This window comes from Myxococcus sp. AB056 (assembly GCF_006547365.1).
Taxonomy (GTDB): domain Bacteria; phylum Myxococcota; class Myxococcia; order Myxococcales; family Myxococcaceae; genus Myxococcus; species Myxococcus virescens.
This window is the reverse complement of record NZ_VHLB01000134.1, coordinates 1-17,324: the sequence shown is the minus strand read 5'-3', so window position 1 is coordinate 17,324 and position 17,324 is coordinate 1. Positions and strand designations below refer to the sequence as shown.

Genomic DNA, 17,324 nt, shown 5'->3' with positions numbered 1-17,324 from the left:
GTGGGCTCGGAGATGTGTATTAGAGCCAGGGGCTGGGGGGCTTTCACGGCCCGGGCTTGTACCACCAGCAATGATTTGGTGCGCTCCCAGAATGGGGGGGAGGCCACACCCTGAACAATTGGGCCCGTGTTTGCACGCCTTCACGCTGCGTCCTGATAGGTGCCCGACGCCCGGGCCTCAGTCCTTCCAGAGCACCTTCCACGGGTGCTTGCGGAGGTCCGTCACCAGCATGCGCAGCTCCTCGTAGAGCCTGCCGTCCTGGAGCACCGCGCCCGCGGTGCCCTCGCCGGCCTCGAGCTTCGCCAGCACCCGGTCCGCGCGGGCCGCGATGCTCTCCAATTGTCCTGAGGCCGAGGTGAGGCGCTCCAGCGCGACCTTGACCCGCGCGCCGTCCTCGGGCCCCAGCGGGCCCGTCACGGCCGCCAGTCCGTCCAGCGTCGTCCCGGCGGACTTCGTCAGCCCCGGCAGGTCGCGTCGCACGACGGCCGCTGCCGCCGCGGCATCGTCCAACAGCTGCGCGCCCTTGCCCCCAGGCTGGAAGGCCTCGCGCGCCAGGCCCGCGAGCTGGCGCAAGTCCTTCGAGGCCGCCGCCAGCTCGGACGCGAGCACCTTCACGTCGCCCCGGTTCTCCGTCAGCAACTGGTCCAGCGTCCTCGCCAGCCGGGAGACGTTCGCCGCGAGGCCGCGGATGGCCTCCGGGTCCTCCTCCAGCATCTGGGACAGCAGGTCCACGAAGCGGGTGAGCTGCTCGGCCAGGACGTCCAGCCGGGGCGCGTCCGTTCCCCGCACGGCCGTGCCCGCGGGCAGCCGCTCCGGCGCCGAGCCCGGGTTCAGCTCCAGGTAGGGCTCTCCCAGGATGCCCACCGTGGCCACCGTCACGCGCGCGTCCTTGCGCAGCGCGCCCACGGCCTCCGGTGCCACCGCGAGCTCCATCCGCACGGGCAGCGGGCGTCCCTGGGCGTCCCGCCGCTCGGGCTGGAGCTGGATGTCCTGCACGCGTCCCACCTGCACGCCGCCCAGCTTCACGGGGGCGCCCTCCACCACGTTCCCCGTGTGGCCGAAGTCCACCGCCAGCCCCGTCTCCGAGCCCAGCTTCAATTCGCCCATCAGCCACAGCAACAACAGCACGCCCACGATGGAGGCCAACACCAGGGCGCCCACCTTCAGCTCCAGCCGTCGCTCATCCATCCGTCGCGCCCTCCATGAATGGCGCTGTCAGTACTCGCAGCTCGGGCGCGGAGGACTCCAGAAAGCCCTTCGGCGTGCCCAGGTAGGCACATTGCTTGTTCGCCACCACCAGCACCCGGTCCGCCAGCGCCTTCAACTGCCGGTAGTCGTGGGACACCACCATTCCCCCCAAGCCCCGCGCCTTCAGCGACGCGAGCACCTCTTCCACCTGGCCCGCCGCCTTCCGGTCCAGGCCTGTCGTCGGCTCGTCGAAGAGGAGATAGCGCGGCTTGAGCACCAACGCCCGGGCGATGGCCGTCCGTTTCTTCGCTCCGGGCCCCAGCTCCGGTGGCAGCCGGTCCGCCCAGTCCAGAAGACCCACCTGCGCCAGCGCGGCGTCCACGTCGTCCACGGACGCCGCCGGGTCCGCCAGCCATACGTTCTGCCGGAGCGTGCGCCACTCCAACAGCGCCGGGCCCTGCACCAGGTAGGGCGCCTGTCGGCGCAGCGACACCAGCTCGCGCTCGGGCCTGGAGTCCACGCGTTCTCCCCATAGCACCACTTCGCCCGCGTCCGGGCGCAGCAGCCCCACCGCCAGTCGGCACAGCACGCTCTTCCCGGTGCCACTGGCGCCCGCGATGAACGTCAGATCCTTCGTGGACACGTCCGCGGTGAGCCCCGCGAGCACGCGCCGGCGTCCCTCGTCGAACGCGACGTGCACGTCCCGGAATCGCAGGGCCTCGCTGTCGGGAAGGGGCGTCATGCGCGGGGCTCGCTCACAGGCGCACCAGTTGGAAGGCCAGCGAGACGGCGAGGTCGATGAGCAGGCATCCCAGGCTCGCCGCCACCACGCCGTCGGTGGTGGCCTCGCCCACGGCCTCGGCGCCGCCGCGCGCCTTGAGGCCCGCCACCGCCGCCGCCAGGGGAATGTAGAGCCCGCAGCCCGCGGCCTTCAGGAACGCGGCCAGCAAGTCCCAGCCGTCCACGTAGCGCGGGTCCATGAAGGCCCGCCCGTCCACGCCGAAGGCGAACTGCGCCACCGCCGCCGCGGACAGCGTGGCCGCGATGGTGCCCAGGGTGCACAGCAGGGGCACGCCCATCACGCCCGCGAACACCCGGGGCGCGACGAGGTCCGCATAGGGGTCGCCCGCGGACATCTCCAGGGCCTCTACCTGTTCGTTGACGCTCATGGTGGACAGCTCGGCCGCGTGCGCCGCGCCCGCGCGCGAGGCCGTGAGCAGCGCGGACACCGCCGGGCCCAGCTCGCGGATGAGCAGCTCGAAGTACGCGGGCCCCAGCACCGCCACGTTGCCCACGAAGCGCCGCGCCTGGCTGTTGGCGATGGTGACGAGCACCGCGCCGAAGAAGGCCATGCCGGACATCACGAGCCACACGCTGCGCCCGCCCAGCTCGTGGAGCTGCGCCAGGGACTCGCGCCAGGGCACGCCGTCCCGGGTGGAGGCCCGCACCGTGCGCGCCAGCATCACCACCGGCGCTCCGAAGAACGACAGCACGCCGCTCATCCCATCCACCCCGCGAGCAAGGAGGTGAGGGCGAAGTCGAGGACGAAGATGGCCGCGCAGCTTCGCACCACCGCGTTGGCCGCCGCCTGGCCCACGGCGTGTGCGCCGCCTCGCGCGGACAGGCCCACGGTGGTGGACAGCAGGGCGATGGCCAGTCCGAAGATGCCCGTCTTCACCACGCCGCCCAGGAGGTCGAGCGGCCCCAGAAGCTGGGAGAAGGTGCCGAAGAAGACGCGCACTGGAAGGCCCAGGGCGAGCAGGGCGGCCACGGACTCGAAGAGGATGGCCACCGCGAAGGTGACGCCGCTGAGCGCCAGCATGCTGACCTCCATGGCCACCACGCGCGGCGCGACGAGGATGGCGAAGGGGTCCAGGCCGATGCCCCTCAGCCCTTCAATCTGTCCGCCCACCTGCATCAGCGCCAGCTCCGCCGCGTTTCGCGCGCCGAGCCGCGCCGACATGATGAGGCCCAGCAGCAGCGGGCCGAACTCCCACAGCACGCCATAACCCGCCGCCCAGCCGAGGAAGGCCCGCGCGCCGAAGCGCTGGACGTAGATGCCCGATTGCAGCACCACGATGATGCCGGCCAGCGCCGCCGTGGCCAGCGCGAGCGGCAGGGAGCCGTAGCCAAATTGCACCAGCGCACGGCCCAACTCGCGGCGCTCCAGCTTCGGCAGCGCCAGCACCGTGCGGCCCACGACCAGGCCCAGCGCGCCGGTTCCACGGAGCGCATCCAGCGCCGTTCGTCCGAGCCTCGTCAAGAGCGACATGGCGGCATCTCATCCGGGTGGAGGCTCGGCGGCGGCACGACTGGGGCCGCGCCCTCCTGGTGGCGCGTTCTGGCGCCCTGATGTGCTCGCGCACTTCGCGTCATGCCGGCACCTCGTCCGGTGCATCCTCCCACTCGGGGGCGGGGGGCCCGTCATGAACCAGCCGGCCACTCCGCAGGTACAGCCAGCGGGGCAGGGGCAGGTCCATCGGAGCCTCCGTCGCCACGACCAGCAGCGTGCCACCCTGGGACACGTCCAGGAGCACCCGGGCCACCTGCCGCGCCGTGCCCGGATCCAACCCCGCGAACGGGTCATCCGCCAGCACCACCGACGGACGCGCCGCAAGGGCCCGCGCGATTCCCGCGCGCTTCTTCATGCCGCCAGACAGGCGCTCCGGCAGCGTATCCGCCGCGTCCGCGAGCCCTACCGCCCGCAGCACGTCACTGGCGCGGGCCCGGGCCTCGGCCTCCGGGACATGGCGGCGGGTGAGTGGCGCCATGACGTTCTCCAGCACCGTCATCGAGTCGAACAGGGCGTCCGTCTGGAACACCATGCCGAACGACGCCTGCTGCTCGCGCCGCTCGGCGGCCGTCAGACGCGCCGCATCCTGCCCATCCCACAGCACGCGGCCCTCCGTGGGCCGCACCAGGCCGGCCAGGGCCTTCACCAGCGTCGTCTTCCCCGCGCCGGAGCGCCCCAGGACCAGTGCCTGCGTCCCGGGGGGCAGCGCGCAGCTCACGCCGGACAGGACCTGCCTCGCTCCGTACCGCACCGTGAGGCCGTCCGCGCGCAGGTCCATGGTGTCCGTCCGCCCGCCGCCTCAGGGCCGCCAGCGCACGAGCGCGCCGCTGTGGCCCGCCACCCAGACGTCGGCCGGGCCGGTTCCGCTCAGCGCGTTCATGGGGCTGGACGGCGCGAAGGCGGTGCTCCAGGCCGTGCCGTTGAAGAAGTGGATGTCGTTCGTTCCGGAGCTCACGGCGTAGATGGCCTTACTGCCGAAGGCCACCAGTCCGCGGATGTCCGCCGGGGCCGAGGTTGGCAGGGTGATGGCGGGCTTCACGCTCCACGTCGTGCCCGCGCGCTCCAGGAAGAGGCCTTTGTCACCCACGGCGTAGACATGGTTCGGTGAGAGCACCTGGATGCCGAAGAGGAATTCGGTCGACCCGACGTTGCCCAGGGCTTCCTTCTGCCACGTGCCGCCGTCCTCCGTGGGGCCGCGCCAGACCACGGGGCGGTTGGTGCCGCCCTGCGCCTCGGCGCCCGCGGCGAACAGCGTCCGCGGGCTGGTACCGTCAATGGACTTGAGGTTGTCGTTGAGCCGCGTGAGCTCCTCGGGGGCCGCCTGGGTGGGGGCGCCCTCCTCGTAGTTCCAGAGGAGGATGCGGCCCTGGCTGTCCACCGCGTACAGCGCCACGCGGTTGCCGCTCTCGAAGCCCACCATCCCGTTGATGCTGGCGTTCCCGGGGCCATTCACGTTGACACACGCGCCGGTGTCGGTCGGCAGCCGGGTGGTGAACTTGCCCGCGCTGTTGCCCAGGAACACGCGGCCGCTGTTCGTCACCCAGGAGGACTTCCACTGACCCGGGCAGTTCGCCACGGGGGTGATCGTCCCGCCATCGACGTGGGCGACGTGGCCGTCGCGTCCCGCGAGCCAGCCCTTGTTGCCGGGGTACGCAGCCACCGTCTCCCAGACAATCGAGGAGGGCGTCGCGTTCGTCGTCGTCCAGGCCACGGTGTCGCAGCCCGCCAGGTCTTCGTCCACCTGTCCGTCGCAGTCGTTGTCCAGCCGGTCGCACACCTCGGTGGCCGAGTTCGACACGAAGCGCGAGCTGTCATCACAGTCCGTGTTGTGCTCCACGGCGTCCTGCGGCGGGTTGGCGCACCAGAGCCCCACGGAGGTTCCCGCCTGGCCGTCACCATCCTCGTCCACGAACCACTCCCGCGGCGTCTCGCTGCTGACGCAGGTCGTCAGCTCGGTGCTCGCGCACTGCATGGACCCCGCGCAGTTCTGCTCGGTCTGGCACGGCGTGTTCACATCGAACGGATCGTTGTCGATTTTCCCATCGCAGTTGTCGTCCTTGCCGTCGCAGATCAGCTCGGCCTGTCCGGGGCGGATGTTGGGGTCCTGGTCGTTGCAGTCACCAGCCTCCAGGACATAGCCCGCGGGAGGCGTGCAGGAGAGGTTGGGCAGGGCGAGCGGGTCGCCGAAACCATCACCGTCCGCGTCGCGGTAGTAGGTCGCGCCGCCGGGGGCATCCGCTTCGCCGTTGACGCAGTTGTTGTCCACGCCGTCGCACAGCTCCGTCGCGCCGGGGTGGATGCGCGGGTCGTCGTCGTCGCAATCCGAGCCAGGGAAGGCGCCCTCGCTGGTGACGTAGTCGTCGTCATCCAGGTCCAGGGCGCGCAGGTCGAGCTCCACGGTCGCGGTGCCCACCGCGGGCACCTGCGTGGTGACCTCGTGCTGTGCCACCACGGGCCCGTTGCAGGAGCGCTCGTTGGCGGTGGCGGTGAGCCGCAGGTTCCGGCTCCAGCCCTCGCGGCCCAGGATGGCCACCGTCCGCACGTCGCTTCGGGCAGAAGGCTCCATCCGGACGTTGGCGGTCTCGGTGCGGCTGGGTTCGTCCACGTCCGTGACGGTCAGCGTGAGACAGCCCGGACGAAACGTCGCATACGAAACGAGTACGCGGATGGCCCCGGCATTGGGTGGGTCTTCCTGCTTCTTGCAGCCGGAAACGGAGACCACCACCGCAAGAACGCAACCCATCAGGAATAAACGCATCGGCCGAGCATTCCCGGGCGCTTGGTGGCGCCCGCAATCTTTCTACAGTGAGCTACGGAACCCAGGAGAACCCAACGCCACCCATAGTCTGTCGCGCAGGCCAGCGTCCAGACGCCGAATCGTCATAGCCCCTTCTCTCCCCCTCCGTTTATATGGCGCGCCGACCCGCTCCCCCGACGCCCGAGCCTTCCCCGCCCGTTCATGCATAGACCCCGTCACGCCATCACCGTGCCCCTCTGCGCCTGGCTCGCCCTGACCGCGTCCAGTGCTTCGGGGCAGCAGCCCGCGACCGAGGGGGGCGCACCCGCCGCCTCCGAATCCACGAAGGGTGCCCCCGCAAGTCCTTCGTCCCAGCCTCCGCCCGCGGAAGCCCTGTCCACGGAAGGTGGTCCGCTGACGCTGGAACAGGCGGTGCAACTTGCCGCGAAGCGTAACGAGGTGGCGCTGGCCGCCGAGCAGCAGTCAGAGGCCGCACGGGCCCGGCTGGCTCGGGCCCGGGCCTTCTTCTTTCCAGAGCTGACGGGAACGGGCACCTACACCCGGCGTCTGAATGAGGTGACGCGCGAAGTGGGTGGCCAGACGGTGGTCATCCAGCGCAACAACGCCTTCAACGCCAACTTCGTCGCCTCCCTGCCGCTGTTCGACGCGCGCGGCATCTTCCTGTACCGCGCGGCGCGGAGGGACGGCGACGCGGCGGAGCTGGAGGCCGTGGAGGCGCGCCGGCAGATTGGCTTCGAGGCCGCCAACGCCTTCCTCGCCACCCTGGCCCAGGAGCAGGTGTACCGCGCCGCCGAGCAGCGCCTCGCGTTCGCCCGCCAGTCACTTCAGGACGCGTCGGCCCGCGCCAAGGCGGGTCTGGCCAGCAGCAACGATGTGACGCGCGCGGAGCTGGAGGCGGCCAGCGCCGAGGTGCAGATGTCCAACGCGCGCAACGCCGCGCAGACCACGCGCCTGGAGCTGGGCTTCCTGCTGGTGTCTTCGGTGAAGGGCACCCTGGCCTCGCCGGACGCGTTGCTGTCGGATGCCAGCCGGCCGCTGCAGGCCCACGCCTCCCTGGCGGATGGGGCCCTGGACCGCCGGCCGGACATCCTGGCCGCGCGTCTGCGGGTGGACGCGCTGGAGGAGAGCGCCAAGGAGCCGCTCGCCCGGCTGTTGCCCACGCTGGGCGCGTCTGCGACCTACCGCCTCACGAACGAGGCCGGACTCGCGGGCCGCACGGGTGATGGCTTCCTGGGCGTCAACCTCATCTGGAACTTCTTCGACGGCGGCGAGCGCTATGCCGAGCGCCGGGAGCGCGTGGCCCTGGCGAGGGCGGCGGAGCTCCAGGTCCAGGCCACCACGCGCCGGGTGGACGTGGACATCGAGCAGGCGAGGGTGGCGCTGGAGAATGCCCAGGCCGCCCTGGCGCAGAGCGACCTGGCGGTCCGCACGGCCCGGCAGAACGCGGAGGAGCAGGGGATTCTCTACCGTCAGGGCTTGTCCACGGCGCTGACGGTGGCGGATGCCTCGCTGCAGCAGTTCGAGGCAGAGGTGGCGTATGCCCAGAGCCGGTTCGCGTTGGGCGTGGCGCTGCTGGGGCTGCGGGCGGCAGTCGGACTCGACCCATTGGGGAAGGAACCGTGAAGGAAATGCGACGCGCAGGAACGTTGGGTCTGGCCGTGGCCGCGCTGGCCCTGGGGGCTGGCTGCAAGAAGGACGCGCAAAGCACCCAAGGCGGAGCAGCGCCGGCGGGTCGCGGCCGAGCCGCCATCCAGTTCCCCGTCGAGGTGGCTCCGGTGGAGTCGCGGGACGTGGAGTACGTGGTGGACGCGGTGGGCTCCGTGGAGGCCTTCGAGCGGGTGCAGATCACCGCCCGCGTGCCGGGCGCCGTGGAGCGGGTGCTCTTCGCGGAAGGGCAGTCGGTGAAGAAGGGCGCGGTGCTCGCGGAGATCGAGCCCGCCCGCTACGCCATCGCCGTGCGGTCCGCGGAGGCCACGCTGGCGCGAGCCCGCGCCACGCTGGTGGAGGCGGAGGCCGGTGCGCAGCGCCGCACCGCGGTGAACCAGGCCAGCCCCGGTCTGCTGCCCGCCGAGCAGTTGGAGACCTTCGAGGCCCGCGCGCGCACGGCGGAGGCAGACGTGGCGGCGGCGAAGGCGCTGCTGGACCAGGCGCAGCTCAACCAGCGTGACGCCTATGTGCGCGCGCCCATGGACGGCGTGCTCCAGACGCGCACGGTGCAGACGGGCCAGTACGTGCAGCCCGGCGTCGTGTTGGCCACGCTGCTGCGGCGCGAGCCGCTGCTGCTGCGCTTCACGGTTCCGGCGGCGGACGTGTCCCGCATCCAGCCCGGCATGACGGCGCGCTTCTCCGTCCGGGCCGCGGAGGGTGGCTCCTTCACGGCGAAGATCACACACGTGGCCGCCGCCGCGGATGATGCCAGCCGCATGGTGCCGGTGACGGCGGAAGTCACCGGTGAGGACGCCGAGCGGCTCCGTCCGGGCGCCTTCGCCACGGTGACGGTGCCCGTGGACACGCGCGGCGGCAGTCCGGTGATTCCGCAGACGGCGGTGCGCGCCAGCGAGCGCGGCTTCCTGGCCTACGTGGTGGAGGGCAACAAGGCGCGTGAGCGCGTGCTGGAGCTGGGCCTGCGCACCGCGGATGGCCGCGTGGAGGTCCGTGATGGCGTGAAGCCCGGTGAGCTGCTGGTGGTGCGCGGCGGTGAGGCCCTGCGCGACGGGGCCAACGTGCGCGTGGCGGAGGGACCCAAGCCCACCTTCACGGGTGAGCCCCGGCTGGAGCCGGAGGCCGCCAGCGGCGGCGGAGGCGCCCGGCAATGAACATCACCGAGGCTTGCATCAAGAAGCCCGTCCTGGCGTGGATGATCATGGCGGCCACCATCGTCTTCGGACTGGTGGCCGCGCAGCGTATTGGCATCAGCCAGTTCCCGGACGTCGACTTCCCCACCATCAACATCTCCGTCACGTGGGAAGGCGCCAACCCGGAAGCGGTGGAGAGCGACGTCCTCGAGTTCATCGAGGAAGCGGTGACGCAGGTGGAGGGCGTCACGGCCATCAACTCCACCGCGCGCCAGGGCGGCGGCAACATCACCGTCGAGCTGGACCTGTCGCGCAACGTGGACCTGGCGCTCCAGGACGTGCAGACCAAGGTGAGCCAGGTGCAGCGCCGGCTGCCGCTGGACATTGATCCACCCATCATCTCCAAGTCCAACCCGGAGGACCAACCCATCCTCTGGGTCGGCGTGTCCGGGCCCTTCAGCCAGCAGGTGGTGAGTGACTACGCCCGCTACCGCGTGAAGGAGAAGCTCCAGACGATTCCGGGCGTGGGCGAGGTGCAGCTGGGCGGCATGCTGGAGCGCAACGTCCGCATCTGGGTGGACGCGCAGAAGCTGGACGCGCTGGGCCTCACGGTGACGGACGTGTCCGCGGCGCTCCAGCGCGAGCACGTGGAGCTGCCCGCCGGCCGCATCGAGACGCAGGGCCGCGAGGTCAACGTCCGCGTCATGGGCGAGGCCCTGGACCTGGAGACGCTGCGGCGCATCATCGTGCGCGAGCAGGGCGGCTTCCCCGTCTACCTGAAGGACGTGGCGCTGGTGGAGGACGGCTTCGAGGACGTGCGCCGCATGGCGCGCATCAACGGCGAGCCGGCGCAGGGCCTGGGCATCAAGAAGCAGCGCGGCGCCAATGCCGTGGCGGTGGCCCAGGGCATCCGGGCCGAGCTGGACAAGATGCAGAAGGACCTGCCGGAGGGGATGCAGCTGGGCATCAACTTCGACTCGACGCAGTTCATCGAGGAGAGCGTCCACGAAATCGAGTTCGAGCTGATGCTCGCGTGCATCCTCACCGCCTTCGTGTGCTGGGTGTTCCTGGGCTCGCTCTCCAGCACGATGAACGTGGTGCTGGCCATCCCCATGTCGCTGCTGGGGACGGTGGCGGTCATCTACTTCCTGGGCTTCACGCTCAATACCTTCACGTTGCTGGGCCTGGCACTGGCGGTGGGCATCGTCGTGGACGACGCCATCATGGTGCTGGAGAACATCTACCGGCACTCCGAAGAGGGGAAGGACCGGGTGCGCGCCGCGCGCGAGGGCACCGCGGAAATCACCTTCGCCGCGCTGGCGGCGACGGCGGCGGTGGTGGCCATCTTCCTGCCCGTCGTCTTCATGAGCGGCGTCATCGGGAAGTACTTCCTCCAGTTCGGCGTGACGCTGTGCGTGGCGGTGCTGCTGTCCTACGTGGAGGCCATCACCCTGGCCCCCGCGCGCTGCGCGCAGTTGCTCAAGACGTCGCGTGAAGGCCGCAGCCGGATTGGCGTCTGGGTGGACCGGGGCTTCGAGAAGCTGGAGCGCGGCTACGCGCGCACCCTGGCCTGGGGCCTGAAGCGGCCGTGGTGGGTGCTGGGCGGGGCGGTGGTGCTGACGGCCTCCAGCGTCTTCGTCTTCCGTGCGCTGCCGGGTGAGTTCGTGCCGTCCCAGGACCAGAGCCGCCTGCTGGTGCGCATGCAGACGGCGGTGGGCAGCAACATCGAAGAGACGAACCGGCTGTTCCTGCGGGCGGAGGAGTTCGCCAGCAGCCGGCCCGAGGTGACGCGCGTCTTCTCCGTCGTCGGCGGTTTCGGCAGCGGCGCAGTCAACACCGGCATGATGTTCGTCAGCTTGAAGCCGCCCGACGAGCGCATGCCGCAGTCGGAGTTCCAGCAGATCCTCCGCAAGGAGTTCAACAGCTACCCGGGCTTGCGCGCGGTGGTGCAGGACCAGTCCCAGAGCGGCTTCACGGCGCAGCGCGGCTTCCCGGTGGAGTTCAGCGTGCGCGGCTCGGAATGGGAGCAGCTCGTGGAGGCCAGCCAGGAGATGCGGGAGAAGCTCCAGGCCAGCGGCAAGGTGGTGGACGTGGACACGGACTACCAGTTGGGCATGCCGGAGCTGCGCATCACCCCGGACCGGGGCCGCGCGGCGGACCTGGGCGTGCCCATCCAGTCGGTGGCCACCACCATCAACGCGCTGGTGGGCGGCGTGCGCGTGGGCAAGTACAGCACCGGCGGCCGGCGCATCGACGTGCGCATGCGGCTCCTGGCGGACCAGCGCTCCAGGCCGGAGGACCTCTCCACGCTGAAGGTCCGGACGGCCAGCGGCGCGCTCGTGCCGTTGTCGTCGCTGGTGTCGCAGGAGGAGCGGCCCGCGCTGCAGGCCATCACCCGGCGGGACCGTGAGCGCGCCATCAGCGTCTACGCGAACGTGGCGCCGAGCTCGAACCAGGAAGAGGCCCTGGCGACGGTGGAGCGGCTGGCGAAGGAGTTGCCTGGCGGTGTGCGCGTGGTGGCGGGTGGCGCCAGCGTGGCCTTCCGCGACTCGATGAGCAGCCTGTTCTTCGCGCTCTTCCTCGGGATTGGCGTGGCGTACATGGTGCTGGGCGCGCAGTTCAATTCGTTCCTGCACCCGGTGACGGTGCTCACGATTCTGCCGCTGTCGGTGGCGGGCGCGGCCTTCGCCCTGTTCGCCACGGGCACCACGCTGAACATCTTCAGCATGATTGGCCTGTTGCTGCTGATGGGCATCGTGAAGAAGAACTCCATCATCCTGGTGGACTACGCGCTGCAAGAGCGGGAGCGCGGCGCGGATGCGTTGCAGGCCATGCTGCGCGCGGGACCGGTGCGGCTGCGGCCCATCCTCATGACGTCCACCGCGACCATGATGGCGGCGGTGCCGGCGGCGCTGGCGCTAGGCGCGGGCTCGGAGACGCGCGCGCCCATGTCCATCGCAGTGCTCGGTGGACTGTCCGTGTCCACGGTGCTCAGCCTGCTGGTGGTGCCCGCCTTCTATGTCGTGGCGGACCGCATGAAGACGCGGCTGGGCGAGCGGTTCGGCAAGAAGGACGATGACGATGAGACGCTCCAGCCGCCGCAGCACCCGGGGCATGGCGATGCGCCTCGCCCGGCGGCTCATGGGTGAGCGGCACGTCTGACCGCTTGGGGGATAAGGCCATCGCGGACGTCTTCATGACGCCGCGGTGGCCTTTTCTTTGTGGCGTGATGCCGCAATAGGTCCTTCGTTGAAGCGTTGGTGGATGGCCATGGTCCATCGTTCGTTTCGCGGTCGCAGCGCCTCCTTCGTCATCCGCCTGGGCACAGGGGGCCTCGGGGTTGTGCTCCTGATGGGAGGCTGTGCCTCCTTCCCGCCTGCTCCGGAGGTGTCTTCCGCGTCGGCTCCGTCGGGCGCGACGCGGCATGGCGACGACGCGGCCTACGCTGTGGGCTTCACGTCGCTGACTTTCGAGGACGCGGCCCGCCAGCGTTCGTTGAAGACGGTGGTCTGGTATCCAGCGCCGCTGGACTCCCACATGGTGGAGCATACGGCGTCTCCCATCTTCGTGCCCTTCGTCGCCGCGAAGGACGCCCCCGTCTCGGATGCCCGGGAGCGCTGGCCGCTGGTAGTGCTGTCCCACGGCAACGGCGGCGCGGCCATCAACATGTCGTGGCTCGGCGCGCACCTGGCCGCGCATGGCTTCATCGTCGTGTCGGTGGACCATCCTGGCAATACCTACGGAGACACGAGTCCTGAGGGCTATGTGCGCGGCTGGGAGCGGCCCCAGGACTTCACGGCCCTCCTGGATGGGCTTTTGAAGGACGCAGTCTGGGGGCCTCGTGTGGACACGGAGCGCATCGGTGCAGCGGGGCACTCCATGGGGGGCTACACGGCGCTGGCGTTGGCGGGCGCGCGGCTCAACCTGTCACCGATCGCGAACCTCTGCACAGCACCTGATACACGCGAGCACCCAGGTTGCGACGAGCTTCGAGACGTGGACTACAGCCAAATCGACATGGCGGTGGCGCGGGCGTCGTACAAGGACTCGCGGGTGCGGGCGGCCTTCGCCATGGCACCGGGGATGGCGGGGACCTACGAGGCGCGGGACGTGGCAGACATCGACGTGCCGGTGACGCTGGTGCTCGCCAAGGGGGACGAACTCATGCCCCATGCACAGCACGGGCTGCATTTGGCGAAGCTGCTGCCCGACGCGACGACGGTGGTGTTGGACGACGCGGCCCACTTCACGTTCCTGCCCGAGTGCACGGAGTTGGGCTTCAAGGTGGCGGCCATGCTGTGCCGGGATGCCATGCCGGGGACGCGCGCGGCCTCGCACGCACGTACACGCGTGGAGGCGGTGGCGTTCTTCCAACGGACGTTGGACGCTCTGCGGTAGCTTCGCGGGCATTCCGCGACAGGCCAGTCCGAGAGGGCACTTCCAGGTCGTCGACATCGCCGTGGAGCCGGCACATCAGGGCCAAGGCCTGGGCAAGGCCATTGTCGGTCGGCTGGTCGAGCACCTGAAGGCAACAGCGCCAGCGGGGGCCTACGGCCGCAGTGGCGTGCTTCCTTCCGGGCACCCGCTCCCGGGGACGCACGTCGCGGTGCGGCGTGCCCGTGCCATGTCCACCATGACAAGCGCTGACGGCACGCGGCACGGCCGCACTGGCATCCAAGGAGGCAGCCCCATGGCGGAGCACACCGAACCCCCTATCAACGCCACGCCGGTCAAGGAGCGTGAAGAGCCCGCTGACCTCCAGGGCTTCCTGGACGAACTGGGCAACAGCCGCGAGTTCCAGGTGAATGGCGTGGACGCCCGGAAGGGCGCGGAGGCGGTGTTCTGCACGCTCGCGCGGCGCCTGTCCGACGGAGAGGACCTCAAGCTGCTCTGGTCTCTGGGGAAGGGCGGCATTGGCGCCATCCTCGGGACGTGCAACATCCACCGGGGCCCGTCCCACGCGAAGCGCATGGGCCGCGCGGAGTTCATCACCGACGTGGCGGACCACCTGCGCATCCCCGTGGACCAGGCGCTGCGCGTCCTGTCGGTGGTGTTCACCGCCATCCGGGACCGGATTCCAGACGACGAGGTGGCGGCCGTGGCCTCGCAGCTCCCGGCGGACCTCGCCGACCTGTGGCGCCGGCCCGTGTAGCGGCGGCGGGCTACTTGCGCTGGGGCTTCTTGAGGAAGCGGCTCAAGCGCACCTTCCCCAGGCCCCGGCCACCGAAGAGGTACCAGGTGATTGCCGCGCCGAAGAAAGCCGCGGCCACCGCGATGCCCACCACGCCGAGCACCGGCACGTTGCCGTACATCCACGGCTTGGGCGCGAAGGAGATGAACGCGCCCACGATGAACCCGCACGCGCACAGGCCCATGAAGGCAATCACCGCCGCGCCGCGCAGGTTCTCATTCAGCTTGTCGAACTGGTCCGCGCGCACCGTGACGGTGAACTTGCCGGACTCCATGTCCAGCAGGATCTGCGACAACTGCGTGGGCAGGTCCTGCGCCATGGCCTGGAAGCGCAGCAGCGTGCGCATCAGGCCGCCCTGGAGTTGCATCGGATCGTAGCGCCCGGCGAGCAGCTCCTTGGCGTACGGCAGCGCCACCTCGATGATGTTCATCTCCGGGTACAGGCTGCGCAGCATGCCCTCCGTGGACACGGAGGCCCGGCTGAGCAGCGCGTACTCCTTGGGGATGCGGATGCGGTACTTCACCGCCAGGTCCAGCAAGTCCCTCAGCAGCGAGCGCGTGTCCACCTGTCCCAGCGTGGTGGCCAGGTGCTGGCCGAGCAGCGCCTCGATGTCGTTGCGGAAGCCCACCAGGTTGGCGCGCGCGTCCGGTACGCCCACGCGGTAGAGGATGCGCGCCACGGATTCGCTGTCCTTGAGCGCCACCGCCAGGCACAGCATGACCAGCGTCTCCTGCATGGGGCGCGACAGCCGGCCCACCACGCCAAAGTCCAGCAGCGCCAGCCGGTGGTCCTCCAGCAGCAGCAGGTTGCCCGGGTGCGGGTCGCCGTGGAACAGGCCGTCCTCGAAGAGCTGCCGGAAGGAGGCGTCCAGGATGTTCTGGGCAATGGCCTTGCGCTCGGGCTCGCTCAGCTCCGCGGGGTTGAGCTTCACGCCGCGGATGAACTCCATGGTCAGCACCGTGCGGCTGGACAGGCCGGAGTAGACGCGCGGAATCTTGAGGTAGGGCCGCTCGCGGTGGTTCTCCAGGAAGGCCCGGATGTTGGTGGCCTCGTTGATGAAGTCCAGCTCCTCGTGGATGGCCCGGTCGAACTCATCCACGATGCCGGAGGGCGTGTACACGCCCGTCTCCTCCACCACGGCCTCCAGCAGGCGCGCCAGGCTGCGCAGCACGCCCAGGTCGGAGTCGATGCGCTCGGCGATGCCCGGCCGCTGCACCTTCACCACCACCTCTTCGCCCTCCAGCGTCAGCGCGCGGTGCACCTGGGCGATGGACGCGGCGGCCAGCGGCGCCGGGTCGATGGTGGCGAAGAGGCTCTCCACGCTGGCGCCGAGCGAACCTTCAATCTGCGCGCGGACATCCTCCAGGGAGATGGGCTCCACGTGGTCCTGGAGCATGGCCAGCTCGTCGATGTACTCGGCGGGCAGCAGGTCGGCGCGGGTGGACAGCACCTGTCCCAGCTTGACGAAGGTGGGGCCCAGGTCGTTGAGCAGCATGCGGAAGCGCCGCGCGGTGGAGGCGCGCTGGGCCTCCGGGGAGACTTCCACCTTCTCCTTGCGGCCGAGGATGCGCCACAGCCCCGCGCGCTCCGCCAGCTCGCCAAAGCCGTGGCGCGCCGCGATGACGGTGATTTGCCGCACGCGGTTGAGGTCTTGGAGAATCACGAGCGTTCCTGTCCTCTACGTTACGCCGGGACGGCCGGCTTCGCCACGAAGCGCAAGAGTGCGTAGCCCACCACCGCGGAAAGCAGCGAGCCCACCAGGATGCCCAGCTTGGCCTCCGTGAGCAGCTCCGGCTGGGTGGGGAAGGCCAGCCCCGCCACGAACAGGGCCACCGTGAAGCCAATGCCCGCCACCACCGCGACGCCGTGGAGCTGCGGCAGCGTCGCACGGCCGGGACGGTCCGCCACACCCAGCTTCAGCGAGCCCCAGGTGAACAGGAAGATGCCCACCTGCTTGCCCACGAAGAGGCCGGCGATGATGCCCAGCGGCAGCGGCCGGAGCAGGTCCGCCCAGCCCATGCCCTCCAGGGAGATGCCCGAATTGGCCAGGGCGAAGAGGGGGACGATGCCGTACGCCACGGGCACGTGCCACAGGTGGACGAAGCGGTTGAGCGGCGGCTCCAGCTCCTCCAGACGCTCCTCGAGGTAGAGAATCTGCGCGCCCCGCGTCGCCTCGTCCATCGCCGTCTGGAGCGCCCGGTCCACGTAGATGCGCAGTTCCTCCAGCACGTGGCGGCCCGGACGCAGGGGCTGTGCGGGCATGAACAGGCCCAGCACCACGCCCGACAGCGTGGCGTGGATGCCGCCGTGGTGCATCGTGTACCAGAGCGCCGCGCCCGCCAGCGCGTACGCCACGCCGTTGCGCACCTGGAAGTGGTTGAGGCACGCCAGCACGGCGAGCACGCCCAGGGCTCCCATGAGCCAGCTGACGTGGAGCCCCGAGCCGTAGAAGAGCGCGATGACGAGGATTCCGCCAATGTCATCGAAGATGGCCAGCGCCGTGAGGAACACGACCAGCCCGTGGCTCACGCGCGTTCTGACCAGCGTGAGGCAGCCAATGGAGAAGGCGATGTCGGTGGCCATGGGGATGGCCCAGCCCGCCTGGGCGGGCGTCCCCTGGTTGAAGGCGGCGTAGATTGCGGCGGGCACAATCATGCCGCCCATCGCGGCGATGAGCGGCAGCACCGCGCGGGAGAAGGTGCGCAACTCACCCGAGCTCAGCTCGCGCTTGATTTCCATGCCGACGACGAAGAAGAACAGCGTCATCAACCCGTCGTTGATGAACTCGCGGACCGTGAAGTCCGCGTGGACGCCCGCCAGCCCCACCGTCATGCGGGCGTCGAACACGGCGGAGTAGCTGGCGGCCCACGGCGAGTTGGCCCACGCCATGGCGGCCACGGCGCACAGCGCGAGCAGGATGCCGCTGGCCGCCTCCAGGCGGAAGAAGGCCTGGATGGGAGCCAGGGCCACGCGGAAGAGCGCGGGGACTGGAGGCCGGGGCCGGGCCTCTGAGGGAGGGGGTGTCTGCGCCATGCGGCGCGCACGATGCCCCGCGTCGCCGGGACTGGCACCCGTTTTCAGCGGTGGGGTGGGTGGAAT

The 17,324-nt window shown here is 70.3% G+C and carries 13 protein-coding genes and 1 pseudogene; 6 read left to right on the top strand and 8 right to left on the bottom strand.

Annotated features, from left to right (window positions below; all coding sequences use genetic code 11):
* Positions 1–177 precede the first annotated feature (177 nt).
* From FMP39_RS34630 to FMP39_RS34605, 6 genes are all read right to left on the bottom strand, one after another.
* Positions 178–1,188 (bottom strand): MlaD family protein, encoded by a 1,011-nt coding sequence (locus tag FMP39_RS34630; protein ID WP_141594271.1) that lies wholly within the window; start codon positions 1,186–1,188, stop codon positions 178–180.
* Entirely contained in the window at positions 1,181–1,930 is a 750-nt protein-coding gene (locus FMP39_RS34625; RefSeq protein ID WP_141594270.1) for an ABC transporter ATP-binding protein, read from the bottom strand. The genes FMP39_RS34630 and FMP39_RS34625 overlap by 8 nt, the downstream gene beginning before the upstream one ends.
* A 13-nt stretch (positions 1,931–1,943) precedes the next feature.
* Positions 1,944–2,690, bottom strand: a complete 747-nt coding sequence (locus tag FMP39_RS34620) for an ABC transporter permease (protein ID WP_141594269.1) — start codon at positions 2,688–2,690, stop codon at positions 1,944–1,946.
* Positions 2,687–3,460: an ABC transporter permease gene (locus FMP39_RS34615; protein WP_141594268.1), complete on the bottom strand. Its 774-nt coding sequence runs from the start codon at positions 3,458–3,460 to the stop codon at positions 2,687–2,689. Before FMP39_RS34615 ends, FMP39_RS34620 begins: the two co-directional genes overlap by 4 nt.
* A 100-nt stretch (positions 3,461–3,560) precedes the next feature.
* Positions 3,561–4,259, bottom strand: a complete 699-nt coding sequence (locus tag FMP39_RS34610) for an ABC transporter ATP-binding protein (RefSeq protein ID WP_141594267.1) — start codon at positions 4,257–4,259, stop codon at positions 3,561–3,563.
* A gap of 21 nt (positions 4,260–4,280) precedes the next feature.
* Positions 4,281–6,224 (bottom strand): putative metal-binding motif-containing protein, encoded by a 1,944-nt coding sequence (locus FMP39_RS34605; RefSeq protein WP_228558588.1) that lies wholly within the window; start codon positions 6,222–6,224, stop codon positions 4,281–4,283.
* 216 nt (positions 6,225–6,440) lie between these two features.
* On the opposite strand from FMP39_RS34605, the gene FMP39_RS34600 reads away from it, so the two are divergent.
* From FMP39_RS34600 to FMP39_RS34575, 6 genes and pseudogenes are all read left to right on the top strand, one after another.
* A complete protein-coding gene (locus tag FMP39_RS34600) occupies positions 6,441–7,862 on the top strand; it encodes a TolC family protein (RefSeq protein ID WP_141594265.1) in 1,422 nt (473 codons plus the stop codon).
* A gap of 5 nt (positions 7,863–7,867) precedes the next feature.
* The gene (locus tag FMP39_RS34595) at positions 7,868–9,055 is read left to right on the top strand and encodes an efflux RND transporter periplasmic adaptor subunit (protein ID WP_141594264.1); all 1,188 of its coding nucleotides are present in this window, start codon (positions 7,868–7,870) and stop codon (positions 9,053–9,055) included.
* Positions 9,052–12,183: an efflux RND transporter permease subunit gene (locus FMP39_RS34590; protein WP_141594263.1), complete on the top strand. Its 3,132-nt coding sequence runs from the start codon at positions 9,052–9,054 to the stop codon at positions 12,181–12,183. Before FMP39_RS34595 ends, FMP39_RS34590 begins: the two co-directional genes overlap by 4 nt.
* 121 nt (positions 12,184–12,304) lie before the next feature.
* Entirely contained in the window at positions 12,305–13,432 is a 1,128-nt protein-coding gene (locus FMP39_RS34585) for an alpha/beta fold hydrolase (RefSeq protein ID WP_228558587.1), read from the top strand.
* A 10-nt stretch (positions 13,433–13,442) separates the two neighbouring features.
* Positions 13,443–13,505 (top strand): annotated as a pseudogene (locus FMP39_RS38765) (hypothetical protein); the annotation flags it as partial.
* Positions 13,506–13,724: 219 nt separating this feature from the next.
* Positions 13,725–14,186 carry a DUF2267 domain-containing protein gene (locus tag FMP39_RS34575; protein WP_141594272.1) on the top strand — a complete coding sequence of 154 codons (462 nt, stop codon included), beginning with the start codon at positions 13,725–13,727 and terminating at the stop codon, positions 14,184–14,186.
* A gap of 10 nt (positions 14,187–14,196) precedes the next feature.
* On the opposite strand, the gene FMP39_RS34570 is transcribed toward FMP39_RS34575, so the two are convergent.
* Both FMP39_RS34570 and nhaA read right to left on the bottom strand, forming a co-directional pair.
* Positions 14,197–15,888: an AarF/ABC1/UbiB kinase family protein gene (locus FMP39_RS34570; protein WP_141594262.1), complete on the bottom strand. Its 1,692-nt coding sequence runs from the start codon at positions 15,886–15,888 to the stop codon at positions 14,197–14,199.
* 20 nt (positions 15,889–15,908) lie between these two features.
* Positions 15,909–17,258, bottom strand: coding sequence for a Na+/H+ antiporter NhaA (gene nhaA / locus FMP39_RS34565; protein WP_141594261.1), 1,350 nt, complete (start codon positions 17,256–17,258; stop codon positions 15,909–15,911).
* Positions 17,259–17,324: the final 66 nt, after the last annotated feature.

Coding starts and splice junctions, on each gene's coding strand:
- FMP39_RS34630 (WP_141594271.1), bottom strand. CDS start 1,188: ATGGATGAGCGACGGCTGGAGCTGAAGGTGGGCGCCCTGGTGTTGGCC.
- FMP39_RS34625 (WP_141594270.1), bottom strand. CDS start 1,930: ATGACGCCCCTTCCCGACAGCGAGGCCCTGCGATTCCGGGACGTGCAC.
- FMP39_RS34620 (WP_141594269.1), bottom strand. CDS start 2,690: ATGAGCGGCGTGCTGTCGTTCTTCGGAGCGCCGGTGGTGATGCTGGCG.
- FMP39_RS34615 (WP_141594268.1), bottom strand. CDS start 3,460: ATGTCGCTCTTGACGAGGCTCGGACGAACGGCGCTGGATGCGCTCCGT.
- FMP39_RS34610 (WP_141594267.1), bottom strand. CDS start 4,259: ATGGACCTGCGCGCGGACGGCCTCACGGTGCGGTACGGAGCGAGGCAG.
- FMP39_RS34605 (WP_228558588.1), bottom strand. CDS start 6,224: ATGGGTTGCGTTCTTGCGGTGGTGGTCTCCGTTTCCGGCTGCAAGAAG.
- FMP39_RS34600 (WP_141594265.1), top strand. CDS start 6,441: ATGCATAGACCCCGTCACGCCATCACCGTGCCCCTCTGCGCCTGGCTC.
- FMP39_RS34595 (WP_141594264.1), top strand. CDS start 7,868: ATGCGACGCGCAGGAACGTTGGGTCTGGCCGTGGCCGCGCTGGCCCTG.
- FMP39_RS34590 (WP_141594263.1), top strand. CDS start 9,052: ATGAACATCACCGAGGCTTGCATCAAGAAGCCCGTCCTGGCGTGGATG.
- FMP39_RS34585 (WP_228558587.1), top strand. CDS start 12,305: ATGGTCCATCGTTCGTTTCGCGGTCGCAGCGCCTCCTTCGTCATCCGC.
- FMP39_RS34575 (WP_141594272.1), top strand. CDS start 13,725: ATGGCGGAGCACACCGAACCCCCTATCAACGCCACGCCGGTCAAGGAG.
- nhaA (WP_141594261.1), bottom strand. CDS start 17,258: ATGGCGCAGACACCCCCTCCCTCAGAGGCCCGGCCCCGGCCTCCAGTC.